The 20794-nt window shown below is 59.2% G+C and carries 20 protein-coding genes; 9 read left to right on the top strand and 11 right to left on the bottom strand.

Translation table 11 applies throughout. From position 1 onward, the window contains the following. Positions 1 to 44: 44 nt before the first annotated feature. Both IHQ43_RS13005 and IHQ43_RS13000 read right to left on the bottom strand, forming a co-directional pair. Entirely contained in the window at positions 45 to 2033 is a 1989-nt protein-coding gene (locus IHQ43_RS13005) for a peptidase U32 family protein (RefSeq protein WP_007955412.1), read from the bottom strand. Positions 2034 to 2294: 261 nt separating this feature from the next. After that, on the bottom strand, positions 2295 to 2675 hold the full coding sequence (locus IHQ43_RS13000; protein WP_065261325.1) for a RidA family protein: 381 nt from the start codon (positions 2673 to 2675) through the stop codon (positions 2295 to 2297). Between the two features lie 509 nt (positions 2676 to 3184). On the opposite strand from IHQ43_RS13000, the gene IHQ43_RS12995 reads away from it, so the two are divergent. Then, positions 3185 to 3568 (top strand): DUF6124 family protein, encoded by a 384-nt coding sequence (locus IHQ43_RS12995; protein WP_192564678.1) that lies wholly within the window; start codon positions 3185 to 3187, stop codon positions 3566 to 3568. A gap of 63 nt (positions 3569 to 3631) precedes the next feature. Here IHQ43_RS12995 and IHQ43_RS29930 read toward each other — a convergent pair whose 3' ends face one another. Together IHQ43_RS29930 and IHQ43_RS12985 are read right to left on the bottom strand one after the other, a co-directional pair. Further along, on the bottom strand, positions 3632 to 3895 hold the full coding sequence (locus IHQ43_RS29930; protein ID WP_192564677.1) for a hypothetical protein: 264 nt from the start codon (positions 3893 to 3895) through the stop codon (positions 3632 to 3634). A gap of 516 nt (positions 3896 to 4411) precedes the next feature. Beyond that, the gene (locus IHQ43_RS12985) at positions 4412 to 5425 is read right to left on the bottom strand and encodes an IS110 family RNA-guided transposase (protein WP_192561777.1); all 1014 of its coding nucleotides are present in this window, start codon (positions 5423 to 5425) and stop codon (positions 4412 to 4414) included. Between the two features lie 360 nt (positions 5426 to 5785). Here IHQ43_RS12985 and IHQ43_RS12980 point away from each other — a divergent pair, with 360 nt between their 5' ends. Beyond that, positions 5786 to 6481, top strand: coding sequence for a transposase (locus IHQ43_RS12980; protein WP_192564676.1), 696 nt, complete (start codon positions 5786 to 5788; stop codon positions 6479 to 6481). A gap of 76 nt (positions 6482 to 6557) precedes the next feature. Here the strand turns inward: IHQ43_RS12980 and IHQ43_RS12975 are convergent, their stop codons facing one another. Next, the gene (locus IHQ43_RS12975) at positions 6558 to 6812 is read right to left on the bottom strand and encodes a hypothetical protein (protein ID WP_192564675.1); all 255 of its coding nucleotides are present in this window, start codon (positions 6810 to 6812) and stop codon (positions 6558 to 6560) included. 408 nt (positions 6813 to 7220) lie between these two features. Here IHQ43_RS12975 and IHQ43_RS12970 point away from each other — a divergent pair, with 408 nt between their 5' ends. Both IHQ43_RS12970 and IHQ43_RS12965 read left to right on the top strand, forming a co-directional pair. Continuing rightward, complete coding sequence (locus IHQ43_RS12970) at positions 7221 to 8897, top strand: MFS transporter (protein WP_192564674.1); 1677 nt, start codon at positions 7221 to 7223, stop codon at positions 8895 to 8897. A 124-nt stretch (positions 8898 to 9021) separates the two neighbouring features. After that, a complete protein-coding gene (locus tag IHQ43_RS12965; protein WP_192564673.1) occupies positions 9022 to 9990 on the top strand; it encodes a helix-turn-helix transcriptional regulator in 969 nt (322 codons plus the stop codon). Between the two features lie 190 nt (positions 9991 to 10180). On the opposite strand, the gene IHQ43_RS12960 is transcribed toward IHQ43_RS12965, so the two are convergent. Then, positions 10181 to 12091 (bottom strand): tyrosine-protein phosphatase, encoded by a 1911-nt coding sequence (locus IHQ43_RS12960; RefSeq protein WP_192564672.1) that lies wholly within the window; start codon positions 12089 to 12091, stop codon positions 10181 to 10183. 224 nt (positions 12092 to 12315) lie between these two features. Between IHQ43_RS12960 and IHQ43_RS12955 the strand changes: the two genes are divergently transcribed. The 4 genes from IHQ43_RS12955 to IHQ43_RS12940 all read left to right on the top strand — a co-directional run bounded on the left by IHQ43_RS12955 (position 12316) and on the right by IHQ43_RS12940 (position 14368). After that, positions 12316 to 12585 carry a FecR/PupR family sigma factor regulator gene (locus tag IHQ43_RS12955; protein ID WP_192564671.1) on the top strand — a complete coding sequence of 90 codons (270 nt, stop codon included), beginning with the start codon at positions 12316 to 12318 and terminating at the stop codon, positions 12583 to 12585. Between the two features lie 163 nt (positions 12586 to 12748). Continuing rightward, the gene (locus IHQ43_RS12950; RefSeq protein ID WP_192564670.1) at positions 12749 to 13243 is read left to right on the top strand and encodes a PaaI family thioesterase; all 495 of its coding nucleotides are present in this window, start codon (positions 12749 to 12751) and stop codon (positions 13241 to 13243) included. A 24-nt stretch (positions 13244 to 13267) separates the two neighbouring features. Beyond that, positions 13268 to 13675 (top strand): RidA family protein, encoded by a 408-nt coding sequence (locus IHQ43_RS12945; RefSeq protein ID WP_192564669.1) that lies wholly within the window; start codon positions 13268 to 13270, stop codon positions 13673 to 13675. A gap of 30 nt (positions 13676 to 13705) precedes the next feature. Continuing rightward, positions 13706 to 14368: a glutathione S-transferase family protein gene (locus IHQ43_RS12940; protein WP_192564668.1), complete on the top strand. Its 663-nt coding sequence runs from the start codon at positions 13706 to 13708 to the stop codon at positions 14366 to 14368. A gap of 9 nt (positions 14369 to 14377) precedes the next feature. Here the strand turns inward: IHQ43_RS12940 and IHQ43_RS12935 are convergent, their stop codons facing one another. The 4 genes from IHQ43_RS12935 to IHQ43_RS12920 are packed head-to-tail and all read right to left on the bottom strand — an operon-like array spanning position 14378 to position 18613. Then, a complete protein-coding gene (locus tag IHQ43_RS12935; RefSeq protein ID WP_127797868.1) occupies positions 14378 to 15496 on the bottom strand; it encodes an agmatine deiminase family protein in 1119 nt (372 codons plus the stop codon). A gap of 47 nt (positions 15497 to 15543) precedes the next feature. Then, positions 15544 to 16647 carry an extracellular solute-binding protein gene (locus IHQ43_RS12930; RefSeq protein ID WP_192564667.1) on the bottom strand — a complete coding sequence of 368 codons (1104 nt, stop codon included), beginning with the start codon at positions 16645 to 16647 and terminating at the stop codon, positions 15544 to 15546. Between the two features lies 1 nt (position 16648). Continuing rightward, positions 16649 to 17557 carry an N-carbamoylputrescine amidase gene (gene aguB, locus IHQ43_RS12925; protein WP_192564666.1) on the bottom strand — a complete coding sequence of 303 codons (909 nt, stop codon included), beginning with the start codon at positions 17555 to 17557 and terminating at the stop codon, positions 16649 to 16651. A 3-nt stretch (positions 17558 to 17560) separates the two neighbouring features. Continuing rightward, positions 17561 to 18613, bottom strand: coding sequence for an agmatine deiminase family protein (locus tag IHQ43_RS12920; RefSeq protein ID WP_192564665.1), 1053 nt, complete (start codon positions 18611 to 18613; stop codon positions 17561 to 17563). A gap of 137 nt (positions 18614 to 18750) precedes the next feature. On the opposite strand from IHQ43_RS12920, the gene IHQ43_RS12915 reads away from it, so the two are divergent. Then, positions 18751 to 19638 carry a LysR substrate-binding domain-containing protein gene (locus tag IHQ43_RS12915; protein WP_192564664.1) on the top strand — a complete coding sequence of 296 codons (888 nt, stop codon included), beginning with the start codon at positions 18751 to 18753 and terminating at the stop codon, positions 19636 to 19638. On the opposite strand, the gene IHQ43_RS12910 is transcribed toward IHQ43_RS12915, so the two are convergent. Next, complete coding sequence (locus IHQ43_RS12910) at positions 19620 to 20780, bottom strand: radical SAM protein (protein ID WP_192564663.1); 1161 nt, start codon at positions 20778 to 20780, stop codon at positions 19620 to 19622. The two genes, IHQ43_RS12915 and IHQ43_RS12910, sit on opposite strands and share 19 nt — an antisense overlap. Positions 20781 to 20794: the final 14 nt, after the last annotated feature.

Raw genomic sequence — 20794 nt, 5'->3', positions numbered from 1 at the left:
AAAAAAACCGGTGACGTCGTCACCGTTTTTTTTATGCCGCTGAATCAGTGCGGCGCCCGAGGAATGGTCTTCATCAGGTCTTCGGGGCTGATATGCCCCACCACACTGCCCGGCTGCGGCAGATTCAGGATGTGGCCCTTCATCTTGCCGATCACGTGCATCTCGCACGGCTTGCAGTCGAACTTCAGGGTCAGCACTTCATCACCGTGAATCAACTGCATCGGCGCAACTTTGGTCTTCACGCCGGTCACGCCTTTGGCCTGTTTAGGGCACAGGTTGAAGGAGAACCGCAGGCAGTGCTTGGTGATCATCACCGGCACTTCGCCCGCCTCTTCGTGGGCCTCGTACGCCGCGTCGATCAGTTTCACGCCGTGACGGTGGTAGAAGTCGCGAGCCTTCTGGTTGTAGACGTTGGCCAGGAACGACAGATGCGCCTCCGGGTACACCGGCGGTGGCGTGGTCTCGGCCTTGCGCGAACCGCGCGGGTGGGCGGCAACGCGGGCGGCGGTCAGCGCTTCGATCACTTCACGGCGCAACGACTTGAGCTGCGAGTTCGGGATGAAGAACGCTTGCGGCGCATCCAGTTTGATCGAGGTCGCGTGGTACTCGGTGGTGCCGAGCTGGCCGAGCAGGTCGTGCAAGGTGTCCAGCGCCTGTTCCGGTTTGTTGGCGACGCCGAACGGGCCTTCCAGCGCGACGCTGGCGCTGATGCCCTCTTCGCTGGTCACGGTCAGTTCCAGACGTTCTTCACGCAGCTTCGCCAGCCAGCTCACGCCGATCCGACGCTCGGCGGAGGTCTTGAGCAAGGCCTGCTGCCAGTTGTGGTCGAGGTTGCGATTCAGCGGGTGGTTCGGGCGCAGCTTGTACAGGCCTTCGGGCATTTCGTTCGGCTCGACGCGGTAGCGGTAGCGCTTCTCGCCTTCTTCCTCGAACTCGCCCTTGGCTTCGGCGATGTTGGCGCGGAAACCGACCACTTCGCGCTTGACCAGCACATTGAGGCCATCGCCGTTCGACAGCGGCTCGTGGGTGATCACTTGCATGTCACGCTTGCCGACTTTCTCGACCGTGCCCACTGCCAGACCGGTGAAGGTCGGCGAATCGAACGCGCCGATGTCGATCTTGCGCTCGCTGACGAAGTAGTCGGTGCTGCCACGGTGGAAGGTCTTTTCCGGGTCCGGCATGAAGAAATGCGCGGTGCGGCCGCTGGAGGCGCGGGCCAGGTCCGGGCGGTCGTTGAGCACGTCGTCAAGACGCTGGCGGTAATAGGCGGTGATGTTCTTCACATAGCCCATGTCCTTGTAGCGACCTTCGATCTTGAACGAACGCACACCGGCCTCGACCAGCGCGCGGATGTTGGCGCTCTGGTTGTTGTCCTTCATCGACAGCAGGTGTTTTTCGTAGGCGATCACGCCACCCTTTTCGTCTTTCAGGGTGTACGGCAGACGGCAGGCCTGGGAGCAGTCGCCACGGTTGGCGCTGCGCCCGGTCTGCGCGTGGGAAATGTTGCACTGACCGGAGAACGCCACGCACAACGCGCCGTGGATGAAGAACTCGATGGCGGCATCGGTTTCATCGGCGATCGCGCGGATTTCCTTGAGGTTCAGTTCACGGGCCAGTACCAGTTGCGAGAAACCGGCCTGATCGAGGAACTTGGCCCGCTCAAGGGTGCGGATGTCGGTCTGGGTGCTGGCGTGCAGCTCGATGGGTGGAATGTCCAGCTCCATCACGCCCAGGTCCTGGACGATCAGCGCATCGACGCCAGCGTCGTACAACTGATGGATCAGCTTGCGTGCCGGCTCCAGTTCGTTGTCGTGCAGGATGGTGTTGATGGTGGTGAAGATGCGCGCGTGATAGCGACGGGCAAATTCCACCAGTTCGGCGATTTCGCTCACCTCGTTGCACGCGTTGTGGCGCGCACCGAAGCTCGGGCCGCCGATGTACACCGCGTCGGCGCCATGCAGGATGGCCTCGCGGGCGATGGCCACGTCACGGGCGGGGCTGAGCAGTTCCAGGTGATGTTTGGGCAAGGACATATATAGTTTTTAGTCAGGCTGTCACGGTTGAGGCGCGCATTGTAGCCGCGAAACGCGTGGCCGGCACGCCTGTGCTGCCGGGTGGCAGCTGCCGACAATTCCGGGAGCATCGCAATCCCTGTGGGAGCTGGCTTGCCAGCGATCCCGCCAGCACCCAAAACCCTGTGGGAGCGAGCTTGCTCGCGATAGCGTCGGGTCAGTCAATAATTTCTTCGGTTAACTGTCCGCTATCGCGAGCAAGGGAAGTGTCACTGGACTGAATCAGGCCTTCGCAGCCATCGCAGTCACTTCCACCTTCATCCCTTCAACCGCCAGCGCCGCCACGCCAACCGCCGCACGTACCGGCCAGGGCTTGGCGAAGAAGCGCTTGTACACCTCGTTGAACGCTGCGCGATCAGCCATATCGGTCAGATAAATGGTCAGGTGCAGCACGCGGTCCATCGAGCTGCCGGCCTTTTCCAGCGCCACTTTCAGTGCCTGCAAGGTGCATTCGCTTTGCGCGGTAACGTCGCCCAGTTCCAGGCTGCCGTCGGCACGGGTCGGGATCTGGGTCGACATCAGGATGCCGTTGAATTCGGTCACGTCCGAAGAGATCGAGTCTGCATCCGGATCCGGGGTGTAGGTAATGTCTTGGTTGGCCATGGGAAAGTCCTTCGCTGGCAGTGAGGACGGCGCCATCGCGCGCCGTTTCGGGCGGCCAGTTTACAGACACGGCAGCGGGTTTGAAGCCATGGCGGATTTCGGGGTGGTTTCGGGCGGAGGTTTCAGCGTGTTTGAAGTGCGCGTAAACACCTTTCGACGCGAGCGTTTAAAGACACCTGAAGTTACGCGCCATTGCCCACAAATCCTTGCGCCAGAGCCTACGGCTACGCCAGAATCCGCCGGCTTGTGCGCCTTGGGGTCGGCCGGTAACTTGGATCGGGTCACTGATTCGCAGTGATCGGGTTTAGTAGCCCGTTGGTATTTGAAGAGTGCACAAGTGTCTGTCAGTCAGGTATTTCCATACCTGGATTTGATGGTGGCTGTGCGTAGGGTGCCCCCGGGCACGCCGGCTTTCTTCTTTTCCCCGGTCTACTAACCTGCGCACAGCTGCCTCCCCCCCTTGTTTAGTAGCTCGGGTCTGGCGGCTTCACCACAGGAAAAGAATGAATATGTTCAAAGCAACTCCAAATCCCCCGGTCACCGAACCGGCCAGCATCACCGACCCGACGTCCCCCTACGAATGCCCTGATTCGAAGAGATTCAACGAAGCCGCCAACCGCGCCCTCGACTACCACCTCGGCCCGATCTCAGCCCACATGATGGCCGCGCCCTACTGCCCCAACCGCCTCTACCAGGCCAACCCGGCCAGCAACACCGAAGCCCTGCTCGCCGACGCCGTCGAAACCCTCGGCTCGGCCAATGTCATGCTCAACAACCTCGTCGACCTCCTCCAAGGCCCCCACCGCAAGAACGCGCAAGGCATTGCGCAGATCGTGATGCTGGCGGAACTGGCGGTGAATCAGGTGCTGGATAACGTTGTTCCGACGGAGTAAGCAAAAAGTGGCGCGGACAGTCCCGCGCCACATTTTCCAGCTTTTCTGTTTCTCATACAGAACCTAACTAACCGCAAGAACTTTATCGTACTCAATTTCGGGAAATATAATTTGCTCTTTACCCCCCATAGAAAAGTAACTTCCGTGATTAAAGCTTCTCGCCGCCGAACCATCAACTGACTGTTCATACACAACCGTGGCGCTCTTACCATCTTCATTAAACTTCACAACTAACACCTTCCCTCCAAAAAAACCATTAGATGCAAGCTCGAGCTCCGACATATCAGCCGGAAAATTAACAACATTCACTATTTTGATATCAGGCATTTCATCATCTCACAATAAGTATCGAACCAAAGGGAACCATTAGCAACAAAGACCAACAAGAGAAGAAAAGGGGGAGCAAAAGGGGACAGCAAAAGGACAGCAAATGGGGACACCCATTAGCCGGTCTCAAGTCAAGGTTAAGAGCCACCACGCCCTGCAGTTTCAGCTGCAGGATTTGCTCTTCCACTCAACCTGATCGGTTGAACCCGTCGAACCCGTTTTCTCTTCACTGGCTACGACCAAGTCGTTCCAGACACCCATTTGGATCAAGCGGTAGCGATACGACCAGCACCGCCCTGGCAGTTAACTGCCCCAGAGAAACGTTGGTGCCGCCAATGCGTCCAAAACGTGTCACAGAACTGTGGCTCGTGCAAAACACACGTCCAGTCCCGGCTGGCTCACCTGGCAGACGACCCGGTTACAACACACTCAGGCGGTGATGGTCGGTCGCCACTCAGATTTAGTGGTTCGAGCCCAGTCCCTTTTTGGTTGACCGACCATCACCTCATTCGCCCCTCAGGCGAAACAGCGTCTGGCATCAAAAGGCTGTCTCTCCTTCAGGATGTGATAACTCGCTCGCGCCAGCTTGTGTGCCAGCGCCTTGGTAGCGACCACGGCGTTGGTCTTGGCTTTCTTCTTCTCGAAAAAGCGTTTGGCATCTTCGCTGAAGCGCCGGGCGAAATTAGCCGCTTCGATATAGGCCCAGATCAGATAAGCGTTGCCGTTCTTGGCGTTGCCTTCACCTTTCTTTTTGCCGTTGGAGTAATGCGCACTTTTTACGCAGCGAGCGTAAGAGGCGAAGTGGCCTGCGTCGGCAAAGCGCTCGATATTTCCGGTTTCCAGCATGATGATCGTGGCCAGTACTTCGCCAATCCCGGGCATCGTTTTCAGCAAGGAAAACTCCGGGCGCAGACGGGCTTCGTGCAGTAATCGCTCTTCAAGAAAATCAATCTGGGTCTGCAAGGCCTGGACAATGGCTACATTCGCTTTCATTGCCAGAGCCACATCCGTCGGCAGGCCCAGCCTGTCGACGGACGTGGCTGACAGCCCTTTGACTTCATTGCAGCTCAGGCGCTGACCAAACTGGCGCGCCATGATGTTCTCCACGGACAGAATGTGCTGAGTCCGACTGCGTACCAGTTGAATACGTTTGCGCGCCAAATCTCGCAGCGCACGTTCTTGCGGCGGGTGGATATATCCGGTCGGTAAAATCCCGAGTCGCAGCAAGTGCGCCAGGAAAGCCGCGTCATCCTTGTCATCGGCATGCTTTAAACCGTCGTAACGCTTCATCGCCACGGGATGGGCCAGCTTCACCTCGAAACCCGCCGCCTTAAGGCCATCGACCAACCAATACCAGTTGTACGTCGACTCAACTACGACGCCGATCAATTCAGCACGATGAGGCTCGAGCAGCGAAAGGATCGGCGTTAGTTCGTTGGGGCAGCGTCGACTGACCAGTACCCGATCCGTTTCGTCGGTAACCACCACAACACTGTTGTTCGAATGCAGGTCTATGCCACAGAATTTCATCACGGCCTCCTACGCAAAAGACTAAGTTCGCACCTTGAATTTTGCGCCACCTCCGTGAGGTGGGGAGGCCGGCCAGATGATTCTCAGATTTATTTTTCAACCTTCAAAGGTGACAGATTTATTTCTCGCCCCCTTTGACAGACAAAGTATCAACATAAACAGCCACAACCGCACCTGATAGAAATGACAGTTTTTAATACCCATTTAGAACAACCAAAATTCCGAACAACCATAAGAGACAACGGACACAGACTTATTTAATAACCCTCAGCCCAAGCAGATACATTCTCTGACACATCCCGCCTGTCTCAGCCTCGCCACCTTCTAAACTTCATCCGTCAAAACAAGGACGTAAGACCCATGCCCAGAACCGGACGCACCGTGCTAGCGAACTACCCGCATCACATCGTGCAGCGCGGCCACAACAGACAGGTCGTATTCGCGGGGCCAGAGGACTTCGAGCGCTACCTCTCTGACCTGCGAGAACTCAAAGAAGCATTAGGTATTAAAGTTTATGCATACTGTTTAATGACCAATCATGTCCACCTACTTCTCGCCCCAGGAGAAGCAACGTCCAGCCTTGGCCAGCTCATGAAAGCCCTCGCCGCACGGATGACGCGGTATCGCAACAAGGTTGAGGGGCGGACTGGCACGCTATGGGAAAGTCGCTACAAATCCAGCGTTGTTCAATCCGACACCTATCTATTGGCTTGCAGTCGCTATATCGAATTAAACCCGGTGCGGGCCCACATGGTGGCGTGTGCAGAAGACTATCGCTGGTCGAGTTTTGCGCTACGCCTGAACGACTTTTCAGAAAGCACCTGGCTGGACAAAAATCCTTGCTTCCTCGAGTTAGGACCTGACGGTGCCTCCCGACGTGAGCGCTATAAGTCTTTCGTTGAAATGGCTACACCCACCAATGAATTGCAACTCATCAGGGGCGCGCTGCAGCGCGGCCAATTGACCGGCAATATGAAATTCGTCGACGAAATCGAAAAAATCACCGGAAGACGCATTCAGTTCAGAAACAGAGGACGGCCAGAGAAAAGGGCTTAATATCAAAAGGGGACGATTAAATAAATCCGTCCCCTTTTGATTCCATTAAATAAATCCGTCCCCTTTTGATTCCAAATCAATCTGTCCTACTTTGCGAAAGATTCGGTTTTTTAACTTCAACCCAAATAGGTTCTTGTTGGCCAAGCGCGCTAGGCGCGGGACCTGAACCGCTGTCCGGCTCCTCAAAATAAAATACAAAATCTGATCCTCGCACCTCAACATCTACCCATGCCCGACGATAGTTTAGCCTCACATAATCTTCAACCTCCTTCTGAGTCCTGTAATTTGAAAAAACAGTAGTTTGATAACGTTTGCCAGCTACACGACCCATGATAGTTTTCCTCACCAAAACCAGAACAAAAGGGGACAGATTTACCCCCCTCCACCAAAAAAAGTATCGACATAAAAGCCCAAAACCGCACCTGACAGAAATAACAGTTCTTAATACTTATTCAGAACAAACGAAATTCTGAATAACCATAAGAGACTACGGGCGCAAACTCATTTAACTTACCCCCTCTTCGAACCAGCCAAACCATCTCCATCACTACCCCATCCACCGCCACCACTGGATATCCCCCCAATCCCAATTATGCTCAATGAAACCCCGCCCTCCCGCGAGGTCGTGATTCTGTGCACGCTCCACGAAACAACTGATCCAGCATCAGCCAAAGGCCTCGGGTACGCGACGTTGATGAAGTGCTCCGGCCTACAAAAACAAGCACGACGGAGAACCCCCATGGCCGTACTCGACAGCATGTCTACAGGCAGTGCCCCGCACCACAGTGTCAGCCGAGAAGAACGCAAGGTCATCTTCGCCTCGTCCCTCGGCACGGTGTTCGAGTGGTACGACTTCTATCTCTACGGCTCACTCGCCGCGATCATCGCCAAGCACTTCTTTGCCGGGGTGAACGAGACCACGTCGTTCATCTTCGCCCTGCTCGCCTTCGCCGCAGGTTTTGCGGTGCGGCCGTTCGGGGCGATTGTGTTCGGGCGGTTGGGTGACATGATCGGGCGCAAGCACACGTTTCTGATCACGATCGTGATCATGGGTGTGTCGACGGCGATTGTGGGTTTCCTGCCCGGTTACGCGACCATCGGGGTCGCGGCGCCGATCATTCTGATTACCCTGCGGCTGCTGCAAGGCCTGGCGCTGGGCGGTGAATACGGCGGCGCGGCGACCTATGTGGCCGAGCATGCGCCGAAGGGCAAACGCGGGTATTTCACCTCGTGGATTCAGACGACGGCGACGTTGGGGCTGTTTCTGTCGCTGCTGGTGATTCTGGCTTGTCGTACGGCGCTGGGCACCGAGGCGTTCGAGGCCTGGGGCTGGCGGATTCCGTTCCTGCTGTCGATCCTGCTGCTGGCGGTGTCGGTGTACATCCGGCTGCAACTGAACGAGTCGCCGGTGTTCATGAAAATGAAGGCCGAAGGCAAGGCGTCGAAAGCGCCGCTGACCGAATCCTTCGCCCGTTGGGACAACCTGAAAATCGTGATCATGGCCCTGCTCGGCGGCACCGCTGGCCAAGCCGTTGTCTGGTACACCGGGCAGTTCTACGCGCTGTTTTTCCTGCTGCAAACCCTGAAGATCGACCCGCAGACCGCCAACCTGCTGATCGCCGGTTCGCTGCTGATCGGTACGCCGTTCTTCGTGATTTTCGGCAGCCTGTCCGACCGCATCGGGCGCAAGGGCATCATCATGGCCGGGTGCATTCTGGCGGCGGTGACCTACTTCCCGATCTTCCACGCGTTGACCCAGTACGGTAACCCCGACGTGTTCATCGCCCAGGAAAAGAACCCGGTCAAAGTGGTCGCCAACCCTGACCAGTGCTCGTTCCAGTTCGATCCGGTGGGCAAGGCCAAATTCACCAGCTCCTGCGATCTGGCGAAAACCATCCTGGCCAAACGGGCGATCCCGTACGAAAACGTGGTAGCAGAACCGGGCACCGTGGCCCAGGTGCGCATTGGCGACAAGGTCATCGAAAGCTTCGAAGGCACGACCCTGCCGGCTGCGGACTTCAAGACCCGCAACGATGCCTTCACCGCCGGACTCACGACCGCGCTGAAAGAAGCCGGCTACCCGGAAAAAGCCGACCCGGCCAAGACCAATTACCCGATGGTCTTGCTGCTGCTGACCATCCTCGTCATCTACGTGACCATGGTCTACGGCCCGATTGCGGCATGGCTGGTCGAGCTGTTCCCGGCGCGCATTCGCTACACCTCGATGTCGCTGCCGTACCACATCGGCAACGGCTGGTTCGGCGGATTCCTGCCGACGGTGGCGTTTGCGATGGTCGCCGCCACCGGGGATATTTACTACGGCCTGTGGTATCCGATAGTGATTGCGGTGATGACGGCGATCCTCGGGATTTTCTTCATGCCGGAGACCAAGGATCGGGAAATTCACCACACCTGAAATGACTTCGCTCAATGCTGTGCGTGGCGTTCACGCACGGCATTGAGCGTTGTCACATATCCGTCATTCTCCCTTGGTAACGTCTTCGCGCCCCCTCGCTCCGACCATCAAGGTGACCCTCCCGGTGTACTCAAGCCCGACGCGCCAGACCCTCATCCTGCGATCCGACAACATGGCCAGCGACGATTTCGGCGCCCTGTTCTCGCGAATGTTCGGCAACCGTTACAGCGACACACCGCCACCATCCAAGGACATCATCATCGGCGGCGTTTACGGGCGGTACGAAGGCGTGAGTTTCCGGCGCATGCATTACCGGGGCGATTTCACGGTCGCGTTTCCCGAGCCGTTCGACGAAATCACCTTTGTCATTCCCACCGCCGGCAAGATCGTCTTCAACCATGAAGCCGTGGGGCTGAGCGATGTGGGGCTGGCCATCGACAAGGCTGACCTGCGTTCGATGCGCTTTATCGACGATCACGCCCAGCACGGCATGTCGATCAGCCGTGCGGCGCTCACCGAACGGCTGTCGACCCTGCTGGGCAAACCGATCGTGCACAAGCTGCATTTCGAGCCGAGGGTGGATCTGAACAGTCCGGCGTTTCAGGGCATCCGGGCGCTGATCGATCTGGCCACCGGTACGGAATTCGATCTGCTGTTGAACGCCGGTTCGCTGATGCCGTCGCGCCTGCGGGAGATGCTGGTGGACGCGGTACTGGAGGCCTGGCCGCACAATTTCAGCCAGGCCCTGCGTCGCCCCGAGGCGCTGATTGCGCCACGGCATGTGCGGCAGGCGATCGATTACATTCAGGCGCATCCCGAGCATTTGGTCAGCGGGACGGATCTCGCGGGGCTGGTGAACGTCAGCCTGCGGGCCTTGCAGGAAGGTTTCCGCCGGTTCGTCGGTACCTCGATTGTCGCGTACCAGCGACAGGTCAGGCTGGAGCGAGCTTGCGATGCATTGAAGCAAGGCCCGTCGTCATCGGTGACCGACGTGGCCCTGCGATACGGATTCAGCAATGTCGGCCGGTTCTGCCAGTACTTTCAGGATGCCTACGGCGTGAGCCCCGCAGAAATGCGAAAAGGACTGCGATAGCACAAGCTTGCTCGCGATAGCGGTGTATCGGGTAGTGATGAAGCTAGATGTGCCGGCCTCATCGTCGGATCGCCGCCCGGGGCAAGCCCGCTCCCACAGGTTGTTTGGTGATGCAGATATCTTGAGCACACCGTGAATCCCTGTGGGAGCTGGCTTGCCAGCGATAGCGGCCTGTCTGGCATTGAAGATGTCAGAACTGATAACTGGCCTTGAGCCCGCCGCTGAAACCGTGGCTGTCGCCGCCACCGCTGGCACCGACTTCGGCGCCCAGGCTCAGGGCACCGAGGTTGGCCATCAGGTTGACGCCGCCGCTGAACTGATCGCGATTGTCGAACGCCGCGCGCTGCTCGATATCCAGCCCCAGCAGATGCCCTTCGCTGTCGACCTGATGATCGCCCAGTACACGCTCGTAGCCGACCCGAACGCCCGGCACCAGTTGCCATGCGCCCATCGGCATCGGGGCGAAGGAAACGTCGAGATTGGCCACCGCACTGCGCCGGGTTTGCTGAATGTCATCGACATTGAGGGCCAGTTCGCTGCCCTTCTCCTGGAAACCTGACAGGTCCAGACGACTGACCCGCACGCCGAGGCTCGGCTCCAGAATCACAGTGTTCAGCGGCATGCGATAGCCCAGCGCCAGTGTGGCACCGCTGAGATTGCCGTGGGTGTCGCCCTTCGCCGACCCGAGGCCACCGCCAAGATCGCGCTTGCTGTCGTAGTCGACGTAACCGGCGCTGATGTTTGCATCGACGAACAGACCACGTTCCAGACCGGTGAAGCCATAACGGGCACCAAGGTTGAAAAACGTGAAATCGGTATCGGCCTCGCCGCCCGCGCCGCCCACCGAGCCTTTGCTGTAACCGATCCCGCCGCGCGCACTGAGCTGTTCGGAGAAACGCTGAGTGACGCCAACCATCAGGCCCTGACTGTGTTCGTTGCTGCTTTGCGCATGGGCCGATCCGTCGGTGCCCAGGTAACCGGCGAGCGCGGTGCTCCACAAGCGGTATTGACCGACCTTGAGGTCGGTGCCGCTGGCGAACGGAGCGGCGGCCTGCTCGATCATCGCGTTCTGGCGCAGCAGGTAACTGGCCGCATCCGCGTGTACCTGACCACCGACCGTGGACTCGACGCCGCCCAGGGTGCCCGCGTCGATGGCCGATTGCAGGTAATAGTTGTAAGCGCTGTAGGTGCCCGACAGGCTGGTGTTTTGCAACTGCTGCAACAACTGCGCACCGGCCGCCGCGTTGCCGATCAGCCCTGCCTGACCAGGCAGACTGTTGTACTCGACCATTTTGCCGCGCAGCACATAAATGGTTTCCTGAGACACACCGAGCCCCTGTTTGAGGTAATTGTCCATGCTGCCGTACTGCGCGGTCACCTGATCCAGACCCGCTTGCAGGTAACTGGCCTCGACGCCCAGCAGCGGCGCGTAGATCGCGGCCATGCTCGGCGGCAGCATCGCCAGGGTCTTGGCCACGCGGGCGGCGGTGTAGTCGTTGGTCGCCAGGTAGTTGCTCATGATCGTGGCGTTATCCACGCCGGCGATGCTCAACAGTACGGCGGCGGTCCAGCCGGTGCGGTCCTTGCCCGCGGTGCAGTGGAACAGCGCGGCGCCGTCGACACCCGCCAGTTCGTTGAACAGAACGTTGAACTGGCCGCGCATGCCGGCGTCGCTGACAAAAGCGCGGTTGGTTTCCTGCATCATTGCAACGGCCTCGGCCGCACTTTTGAACGACACCGTGGTGATGTTCGAACCGGAGGCGGTGCTACCGATGATGTCGATGTTCTGGTAGGTCGCTCCGGCCGGCATCGTGTCGGGCGTGCCGGCAATTTCGCTCGGTGTCCGCAGGTCGTAAACCGCCTTGATCCCCAGGCCATTGAGGGTCGCCAGATCCGCCCCTGTCGGCGTCAGTGCATTGGAACGGTAAAACACCCCGGCGCGCATCGTGCCGTCATGGGCCGTGGAATAGGCGGTTGTGGTGCCGGCGATATCCCGAAAGTTGTCGATGCCCGCCAGACGCGGGGTATCGAGATCGGCGGCCTGGGCGGCAGCGATGGACAGACTCAGTACGGACAGCGAATACACAAGACGTTGAAACACGGGACAGCCTCACTGGAAATACGTTGGGCTGCCCACTATCTGCATTGAAATGTGACGGAATATGACAATCGTGCGAAGGCCGGATATAGCAGCGCGATCTGTCTGTTTGCCGCGTTTTCCGTCCGTTTCACACGCCCTGTTCGTGTAAATCCTCGCCCCGTTTTGACGTTTTTTTTGCAAGCATCGACGTAAAATGTCCTCCCCAGCCATCGTGGAAACCGTCAATGACCGACGCAGACGAAGAAATCCTGAACCAGGCAGCGCACTGGTGCCTGCGCCTGCAGGAGGACGATTGCACAGCTGACGAACGCCAGGCGTTCCAGCAGTGGATTCAGATCGACCCGCGCCACGCCTTCGAATACGCGAAAATGCTCGAGGTCTGGGAATTGAGCGATCAACTGCCGGACGAACGCGAAAAGTCGAAAAAACGCAAAGCCACGACGCTGCCCTGCAGCTTCGAAGAGTTCCAACGCAATCTGGCGCAGCGCAACTAGTGCGCCGCGATACGCTGGGGTGCTGATATGACCTGAAACTACGTCCGCTCTGGCTCGCCCAGACTCGTACTGTTTGAGCGAACAATTGCAGTGCTGACGCTTCGTCCTTTATTCAAGGTTAGAATCCGCCCGGTTCGGCTAACAGTTTAAGGATGACCCTGACATGTCCACCCACGACACCTCCCTCCAGGACACCGCCGCCCCTGACGGCGTCTGCTTCGGCTGCGGCAGCAGCAACCCGCACGGCTTGCACATCAAGAGTTTCTGGCACGAGGACGGCGTGCACGTCATGGCCGAGCATGTGCCCGAAGCCAAATACTGCGGCTGGCCCGAGCTGGTCTACGGCGGCCTGATCGCGATGCTGGTGGACTGCCATTCCAACTGGACGGCGATGGCTTATCACTATCGGGCCGAGCAACGCGAACCCGAAAGCCTGCCGCGCATCAACTGCGTCACCGGCAACCTCGGCATCAAGTTCATCAAACCGACGCCAATGGGCGTGCCACTGACGTTGAAGGCCAGAGTCGACGGTGAAGTCGGGCGCAAGACCCGAGTGATCTGCGAGGTCTACGCCGGGGATGTGCTGACGGCAGTGGGCGATTCGGTGTTTGTGCGAGTGGATACCGAACAGTTGGCAGCGGCCGCGCACGGTCGCTGAAGTCCGTCATTGAAGGAAAACACGATGCCCGATCGCAAAATCATCATTCCCGACTCCATGAAAACCATCGTCGAACGCGCCGGTTACGCTCCGGCGGTTCTGGTCGGCGATACGCTTTACTGCGCCGGTCAGGTGGGCCGCACAGCTGATTTGCAAGTCATCGAAGACCCCGAGCAGCAATTCATCCGCGCCTGGGAAAATCTCGACGAGGTGCTGAAGGCCGGCGGTTGCACCTTCGACGATGTGGTGGAGATGACCACCTATCACGTCGGCATGAGCCAGCACATGCCGGTGTTTCGCGACGTGAAGAACCGCGTATTCCCCAAAGGCTTCTGCGCCTGGACCTGCATCGGCGTCAGCGAACTGGCCCATCCGGGGCTGCTGGTGGAAATCAAATGCGTGGCGGTGCGCAGGCACGCTATACCTGAGTAACGCCATTCCCCCTCATCGAGGTGTTGAACGATGGACCTGACCCTCTATTACCACCCGCTGTCGTCCTACTGCCACAAAGCGCTGATCGCCCTCTACGAACACGGCGTCGCCTTCGAGAAACGCTTGATCGACCTGTCCAGCGAAGCCGAACGGGCCGAGCTGCAGGCGTTGTGGCCGCTGGTGAAATTCCCGGTGTTGCGTGATCACGCGCGCCAGCGCACGGTGCCGGAATCGAGCGTGATCATCGAGTATCTGGATCATCAACCGGGGCAGGCGAAGCGACTGATTCCCGAAGACTGGGAGACCGCGCTTGAGGTGCGTCTGTGGGACCGGTTTTTCGACCATTACGTGATGACGCCGATGCAGCAGATCGTCGCCGACCGCATTCACTCCGCCAATGGTGACCTGAGCAGTCAACGGGCGCTGCTGGCCACGGCGTATGGCATGCTCGAACAGCAACTGGCCGACCGCGAATGGATCGCCAGCACGGATTTCAGTCTGGCCGATTGCTCCGCCGCGCCAGCCTTGTTCTACGCCTGCACGCTGGTGCCGTTTGCCGCCGAGCAACCACGCCTGAGCGCCTACTTCGAACGGCTGGTGCAGCGCCCTTCATTCAGCCAAGTCATCGAAGAAGCCAAACCGTGGTTCGACTTCTATCCCTTTGCCGAGGCCCTGCCCCAACGTTTCCGCTGAGGCTCAGGCTTACGCCGGCTGGTGACTGGTCACGCAGTGAATCCCGCCACCACCGGCCGCGATGGCGTCGATGTTGATCTGCACCACGTCGCGGTTCGGATAGAGTTTTTTCAGCAGATCGAAGGCCTTCTTGTCCGCGTCCTTATCGCCGAACTCCGGGGCGATCACCGCGCCGTTGATCACGAAGTAGTTGATGTAACCGGCGGCGAAGTCGTCGTTGTCCTTGTTGAACTTGGTCTTGCGCGGTTTCAGCGGCGGCGAAACGGTGTGGATCTGCAGCGGGCGACCGTCGGCGTCGGTGGCCTTTTTCAGGATTTCCAGGTGCGCCAGGGTGACCTTGTTGTCGTAGGAGCGCGGGTCGGTGTCGAGGTTGGCGATGACCACGCCGGGCGTGACGAAGCGCGCATAGAAATCGACGTGGGCGTCGGTGATGTCCTTGCCCTTGATACCCGGCAGCCAGATGATCTTGCGCAAACCCAGGCGTGCCTTCAGTTCAGCCTCGACGTCAGCCTTGCTCCAGCCGGGGTTGCGGTTTTCGTTGACCCAGCAGCTTTCGGTCATGATCGCGGTGCCGTGACCGTCGACTTCGATGCCGCCGCCCTCGCCCACCAGTTCGCTGCGCTGGTAGGTCGCCTGCGCATCGGCCGCCACGCGTTTGGCGATTTTCGCGTCCTTCGAATGCTGCTGCTTGTTGCCCCAACCGCTGAAATTGAAGTCCACGGCGCCCAGGCCATTCTTGTCATCGATGACGAAGTTGGCGCTGATGTCGCGCATCCAGATGTCGTCGAGGTTGGCGATCTGGTAGGTGATGTTGGAGGTGCCGCAGATCTCTTCGGCCAGGCTGCGTTCGCCGCTGCGGCAGTAAATGGTCAGTGGCTCGTAACGGGCGATGGCGCGGGCGATCCGGCCCAGCGCTTCCTGGACGTCTTCGGTGAAGTCTTCCCAGATCGCGTCCTGCGCGCCGAAGGCCATGTAGGCGCGTTCGTGCTTGTCGCCCTCGTCGGGCATGAACCAGCGACCTTCGCTGGCCGCCAGCACGCGTGCCGGGGACAGGCCGAGGCCCATGACGGCAGCGCCTACGCCGGCGGCGACTGAAACCTGTTTGATGAACTCGCGACGAGTCGGCATGTGTACGTTCCTGATGTGTAAGGGGCCGCCAAAACGGCCCGGAAAAATCACTTTGCAGTGGCGGTCTTGAACTTGGTCCAGGTACGCATGCGGGCACGCATGTCGGCCTGGGGAATATCCTTGCCCGGTATCAGACGAGCATAGGTCGCTTCGTCGAGGTAGATGTCCGGGTTGTTGCGCATCACCTCATCCACGCTGGGCCGGGCCTTGGCGTTGGAGGTCGGGTAACCGGTGAAATTGCTGATCGCGGCCATGTTCTCCGGGCGCATTACGAAGTTGATGAATTCGTAGGCGTATTCCGGGTGTTTGGCATCCACCGGTATGGCCATGGTGTCCATCCACACCGTGGTGCCCTCGCGCGGCACGCGGTACTGGAAGCGAGTCTGCTTGCCGGCGCTGTCCGAAGTACGCTGCGCCTGGGTCATGTCGCCGCTGTAGCCGAGGGACAGGCACAGGTTGCCGTTGACCAGATCGGTCACCGGTTGCGACTGGAACTTGCGGATGTATGGCCGCAGCTTCATCAGCAGATCACTGGCCGCTGCCAGATCCGCTGGCTTGGCGCTGCGCGGGTCGCGGCCCAGATAATTGAGCACCACGGCCAGCACTTCGTCCGGCGAGTCGATCATCGAAATCCCGCAATCGGCAAACTTCGCGGCCAGCTCCGGTTTGAACAGCATGTCGAGGCTGTTGACCGGCGCGTCGGCCATGCGTTGCTTGATCTGCTCGGCGTTGTAGGTCAGGCCGATGGTGCCCCAGGTGTACGGCACCGTGGCTTTGTTCGAATGTTCGTAATGGCTGCGCAGTTTTTGCAGGCCCGGTTCAATGTCGTTCATCGCCGTGATCTTCGAGGGATCCAGCGGCAACAGGCTGCCGGCGCGCATCAAGCGTTCGGCCACGGTGTCACCGGGGAAGATCAGGTCGTAGCCGCTGCCGCCGGAAAGCATCTTGGCCTCCAGGGTTTCGCTGCCGTCCATCACGTCGTAGATCACCTTGATCCCGGTTTCGGCGGTGAATTTGCTCAACGTGTCTTCGGCGAAATAATCCGCCCAGTTGTACAGCCGCAGGGTCTTGTCTTCGGCGTGCACGACTGGCATCAAACCGGCCAGCGCCAGGCCCAGAGCGCCCAGCAACCACTTGTGTGAGACAGGCATATCAGACTCCTTGAGGATTCCAGCGAGCGTGAAGTTGACGGCCGTCCTGGCTCAACAAGGCGCCGTACATTTCCGGGCGACGGTCGCGGTAGATGCCCCAGCTCAAGCGATCTTCACGCATGGCTGCCAGATCCAGGCTTTGCACCAGCACACCGGTGCTGGCACGGTCGGCTTCGGCGAGCATTTTTCCCTTGTGGTTGCAGATGAACGACGAGCCGTAGAAATTCATTTGCAGCGTCGCATCGGTGCCCGCCGTTTCGCGGCCAACCCGGTTGGAAGCGATCACCGGCAGCAGATTCGCAGCGGCGTGGCCGCGCATGGTCATCTGCCAGTGGTCCCGCGAATCCAGATCCGCGCAGCCCGGTTCCGAGCCGATGGCGGTCGGGAACAGCAGCACTTCAGCGCCCATCAAGGCGAGGCAACGCGCAGTTTCGGGGAACCACTGATCCCAGCAGATGCCCACGCCGAGGCGGCCGAACGCGGTGTCCCAGACCTTGAAACCGGTGTCGCCGGGGCTGAAATACTCCTTCTCCTGATAGCCGATGGCGTTGGGGATGTGGGTCTTGCGGTACACGCCCAACAGGCGCCCGTCGGCATCGGCCACGCTCAGGGAATTGAAGTAGGCGTTGCCAGCCTTCTCGTACCAGCTCAACGGCAGCACCACGCCCAGTTCACGGGCCAGCGCGGCGAAACGCGACAGCACCTGACTGTCGCGGTACTCCTCGGCCAGCGCCATGTGCTGATGGCTCTGTTCGATGCAGAAATATGGCGTGGCGAACAGCTCCTGCAACAGGATCACTTGCGCGCCCTGCGCGGCCGCTTCACGCACCAACTGCTCGGCGCGGTCGAGGTTGCTTTTCAGATCCCAGGTGCACGGCATCTGGGTGGTGGCGACTTTGAGCAGCGTCATCGGTCAACCCTCCACCGGCCAGGCTGGCTGTTGCTGGGTGATGCAATGCACGCCGCCGCCGCCATGGGCCAGATGATTGATCTGCACCGGCACCACTTCGCGGCCCGGGAACGCTTTGGCCAGGGTTTCTGCCGCCACATGGTCGGCCTCGATGCCGTACGCCGGCATGATGATCGCACCGTTGGCGATGTAGAAATTGGTGTACGAGGCGCAGAACACTTCGGCTTCGGTGTCCACCGCATCGGTGGCTTCGTACAGCTCGATCAGCTCGAACTTGCGCCCCTGAGCGTCGGTGGCCAGTTCCAGTGCGCGACGGTTTTCCCGCACGACTTCGGCATACACCGAGCTGCGATCGTGAGTCGCGTCCACCAGCAACACACCGGGACGGGCAAAGGCGCAGACACCATCGACGTGGCCGTCGGTCATGTCGCCGGTGACGTAATCCGGATCGCCCGGCAGCCAGATGGTTTTCTTCACGCCGAGCAGGCGACTGAAGATTTCTTCCATCTCGGCCTTGCTCACGCCGGGGTTGCGGTTGGGGTTGAGCAGCACCGATTCGGTGGTGATCAACGTGCCCTCGCCGTCCACGTGGATCGCGCCGCCCTCGTTGCTCAGCACCGTGCCGAAGCACTCGCCGCCCAGGTGATTGAGCACACGGCGAGCCAGACTTTCGTCCAGGTCATGGGCCGACTTGCCGCCCCAGGCATTGAAGCGCCAGCTCACCCCGGCCAGACCTTGCTCCGGGTGAACGACGAAACTCGGGCCGGAGTCGCGGCACCAGCTGTCGTTGACCGCCAACGGAATCAGTTCGATGTTCGGCCCGCACAAGGCTTTGGCACTGGCGATTGCCGATGGATCGACGACCATTTTCACCGGTTCGAACCGGGCGATGGCATTGGCGACGCGAGCGAAATCTTCCTGCACCAACGGCAAAGTGACGCGCCAGCCCGACTCCCACAGGGCCTGATTGTGTGGCCAGACCATCCAGGTCGCCGCGTGCGTCACCCACTCTGCCGGCATCATCCAACCGCTGTTGTTGTTTTTGTTCTGCTGCATGGTAAAAAGCCCTTTGAGTTAAGCCATTGTGTTCAATGAAAACAGCCTTGGCGGCGTTGACGTGCATGCTAATGGCGGCCTAACGGGCAAACAAACGATGGATTTAGCGGAAAACTGATTAGAGGAACTTATCGATCATGCTGAAACACTGGCCACCCCTCAGCTCGTTGCGCGGCTTCGAAGCCGCCGCAAGACTGGGCAGTTTTCACAAGGCCGCCGAGGAGCTGAGCCTCACACAGTCGGCCATCAGCCAGCAGATCCGCAGCCTTGAGGCCTATCTGGAGCAACCGCTGTTTTTCCGCAGCGGGCGCAGTGTCAGCCTGACCGACGCCGGCCACGATCTGCTCAGCACCACTCAGGCGATGCTGCAGCAACTGTCAGTGGGCATCCGTCGGCTGGGGCAATACCAGAAACCCAATCAACTGGTGCTCAACACCACGCCGGCGTTTGCCCGGCACTGGTTGCTGCCACGGCTGGGGGATTTCCGCCGTCAGCATCCGAAGGTGGATCTGTGGATTTTCAGCACCGATGAAGTTCCGGACATGGCGACACAAACCATCGATCTGGCGGTGCGCGACGACATCAGTTCCCAGGCTGAATGCAGCTTCAAGGTATTGCACGCTGATCGGCTTTACCCGGCGTGTCATCCGAACCTGCTGAGCGTGCCGAGCGGGCAGCGAACAACACTGCACGGCGAGCGGGAAATGGACTGGAGCCATTGGGCGGTGGAATCGGGAATCGATGTCGGCCAACAGGATCAGGGATTGAATTTCTCTGATCCGGGCCTGCTGCTGGACGCGGCGTGTTCAGGTCTGGGGATTGCGCTGGTCAGTCAGTTGCTCAGCCGTCAGGCGCAACAGAACGGGCTGTTGCAGCCACTGGTGGAGCAAACCATTCGCGGCCCGAACTGGGCGATGCTGACGCATCGCGACAGCGAGAACGACCCGATGGCGCGATGCTTCAGTCAATGGCTGTCAACTCAACTGGCAGAACCCGAACCGCCGGCTCAGACGACTGAGTATTGACCTGCGCCGAGCCGGCCTTCCAGCCGACCGAACAGTACGTAGTGCTGATAACCGCTGGTGAAAGCCCCGGTGGAAATCGCGTTCTTGACGTCCTGATTCATATGCAGGTATTGCGCTTCGTCGAAGTTCTCGGCACTGACTTCGCCATTGCGCCCAAGCCTGTCGCTGTCGACCGGCAAGCCGTTGATCGAGCGCTGGTGGAAGTCGACAATCCGGTTGATGGCGTGACTTTTCAGCGATCCCGTATTGGGGGACATAGCGTAGATGTGCAATCCGTTGTTCGCGCAGCGATTGCACATGTCGACGCAGTTCGACTGAGTGGACTTGCGTTCGGTCAGTTGCGCCAGCGGCATGTCCAGGTATTTGCCGACCTGATATTCGGTCTGATTGAAAATGGAACAACACAGGACGGTATTGCCATTGCAGTCCAGCACCAGCCAGTCATCCTTGAGCGTGCATGCCTGCTTGGGGTACTGGCGGACCAGATTGACCAGGTCGTCATAGGGCGGCAGTGCGAGTCGCTGCAGGGTCTTGCGATCAGTATCGGTCACCGACGGGTCGCGCTCGATCAGCGCCAGCGTCTTCTCCAGCGGCATCATCACTGAAAAGCCGCTCGAGAACTCGAAGCCCAGAGCCTGGCTGAACTGGCGCATCAGCTCTTCTTCTTCGATGTTGTCCAGGTAGCGGTGGTAATAGACCTCGATCCGCGTAGTCAAGCCATGTTTCTGCTTGAGCTCATGCAGTTTGATCATGTTGGCCTTGACGACTTCAATGTCGCCGCCCACGTGCCCTTGTTCGTACGTGTGCTGATAAAAGCCGGACAGCGAAATACGGAAGAACCATGGATTGGCGAGCATCGCCGTCTCCATGTTTTTCGCCAGGTTCAGATTGGAACTGATACCGCTGCGCAAACCGGCCGCGTTGATGATTTCGACAAATTCGCCGATTCGCGGGTGGATCAACGGCTCGGTCCAGTTGTACAGAAAAATCGATTCGACCCCTTCGGTTCGGGCCTTCTCGACGATCTTCCTGAACATGTCGAGTTGCATGGCTTTCTTGAAGTTGGCGTTTTCCGAGTTACCCATCGGACACGAAGGGCAGCTCAAATTGCACGCGCCGACAATATCGATGTACATATTCATTACGAGTGATCCTT

The organism is Pseudomonas gozinkensis (genome assembly GCF_014863585.1).
GTDB lineage: Bacteria > Pseudomonadota > Gammaproteobacteria > Pseudomonadales > Pseudomonadaceae > Aquipseudomonas > Aquipseudomonas gozinkensis.
This window is presented reverse-complemented; position numbering and strand designations above follow the sequence as displayed.

Excerpts from the sequence above, each read along its gene's own strand:
- IHQ43_RS12945 (WP_192564669.1), top strand. The coding sequence starts at position 13,268 with ATGCCCGATCGCAAAATCATCATTCCCGACTCCATGAAAACCATCGTC.
- IHQ43_RS29930 (WP_192564677.1), bottom strand. The coding sequence starts at position 3,895 with ATGCCTGATATCAAAATAGTGAATGTTGTTAATTTTCCGGCTGATATG.
- IHQ43_RS12920 (WP_192564665.1), bottom strand. The coding sequence starts at position 18,613 with ATGCAGCAGAACAAAAACAACAACAGCGGTTGGATGATGCCGGCAGAG.
- IHQ43_RS13005 (WP_007955412.1), bottom strand. The coding sequence starts at position 2,033 with ATGTCCTTGCCCAAACATCACCTGGAACTGCTCAGCCCCGCCCGTGAC.
- IHQ43_RS12985 (WP_192561777.1), bottom strand. The coding sequence starts at position 5,425 with ATGAAATTCTGTGGCATAGACCTGCATTCGAACAACAGTGTTGTGGTG.
- IHQ43_RS12980 (WP_192564676.1), top strand. The coding sequence starts at position 5,786 with ATGCCCAGAACCGGACGCACCGTGCTAGCGAACTACCCGCATCACATC.
- IHQ43_RS12940 (WP_192564668.1), top strand. The coding sequence starts at position 13,706 with ATGGACCTGACCCTCTATTACCACCCGCTGTCGTCCTACTGCCACAAA.
- IHQ43_RS12935 (WP_127797868.1), bottom strand. The coding sequence starts at position 15,496 with ATGCCGACTCGTCGCGAGTTCATCAAACAGGTTTCAGTCGCCGCCGGC.
- aguB (WP_192564666.1), bottom strand. The coding sequence starts at position 17,557 with ATGACGCTGCTCAAAGTCGCCACCACCCAGATGCCGTGCACCTGGGAT.
- IHQ43_RS13000 (WP_065261325.1), bottom strand. The coding sequence starts at position 2,675 with ATGGCCAACCAAGACATTACCTACACCCCGGATCCGGATGCAGACTCG.
- IHQ43_RS12950 (WP_192564670.1), top strand. The coding sequence starts at position 12,749 with ATGTCCACCCACGACACCTCCCTCCAGGACACCGCCGCCCCTGACGGC.
- IHQ43_RS12970 (WP_192564674.1), top strand. The coding sequence starts at position 7,221 with ATGGCCGTACTCGACAGCATGTCTACAGGCAGTGCCCCGCACCACAGT.
- IHQ43_RS12975 (WP_192564675.1), bottom strand. The coding sequence starts at position 6,812 with ATGGGTCGTGTAGCTGGCAAACGTTATCAAACTACTGTTTTTTCAAAT.
- IHQ43_RS12955 (WP_192564671.1), top strand. The coding sequence starts at position 12,316 with ATGACCGACGCAGACGAAGAAATCCTGAACCAGGCAGCGCACTGGTGC.
- IHQ43_RS12910 (WP_192564663.1), bottom strand. The coding sequence starts at position 20,780 with ATGAATATGTACATCGATATTGTCGGCGCGTGCAATTTGAGCTGCCCT.
- IHQ43_RS12995 (WP_192564678.1), top strand. The coding sequence starts at position 3,185 with ATGTTCAAAGCAACTCCAAATCCCCCGGTCACCGAACCGGCCAGCATC.
- IHQ43_RS12930 (WP_192564667.1), bottom strand. The coding sequence starts at position 16,647 with ATGCCTGTCTCACACAAGTGGTTGCTGGGCGCTCTGGGCCTGGCGCTG.
- IHQ43_RS12915 (WP_192564664.1), top strand. The coding sequence starts at position 18,751 with ATGCTGAAACACTGGCCACCCCTCAGCTCGTTGCGCGGCTTCGAAGCC.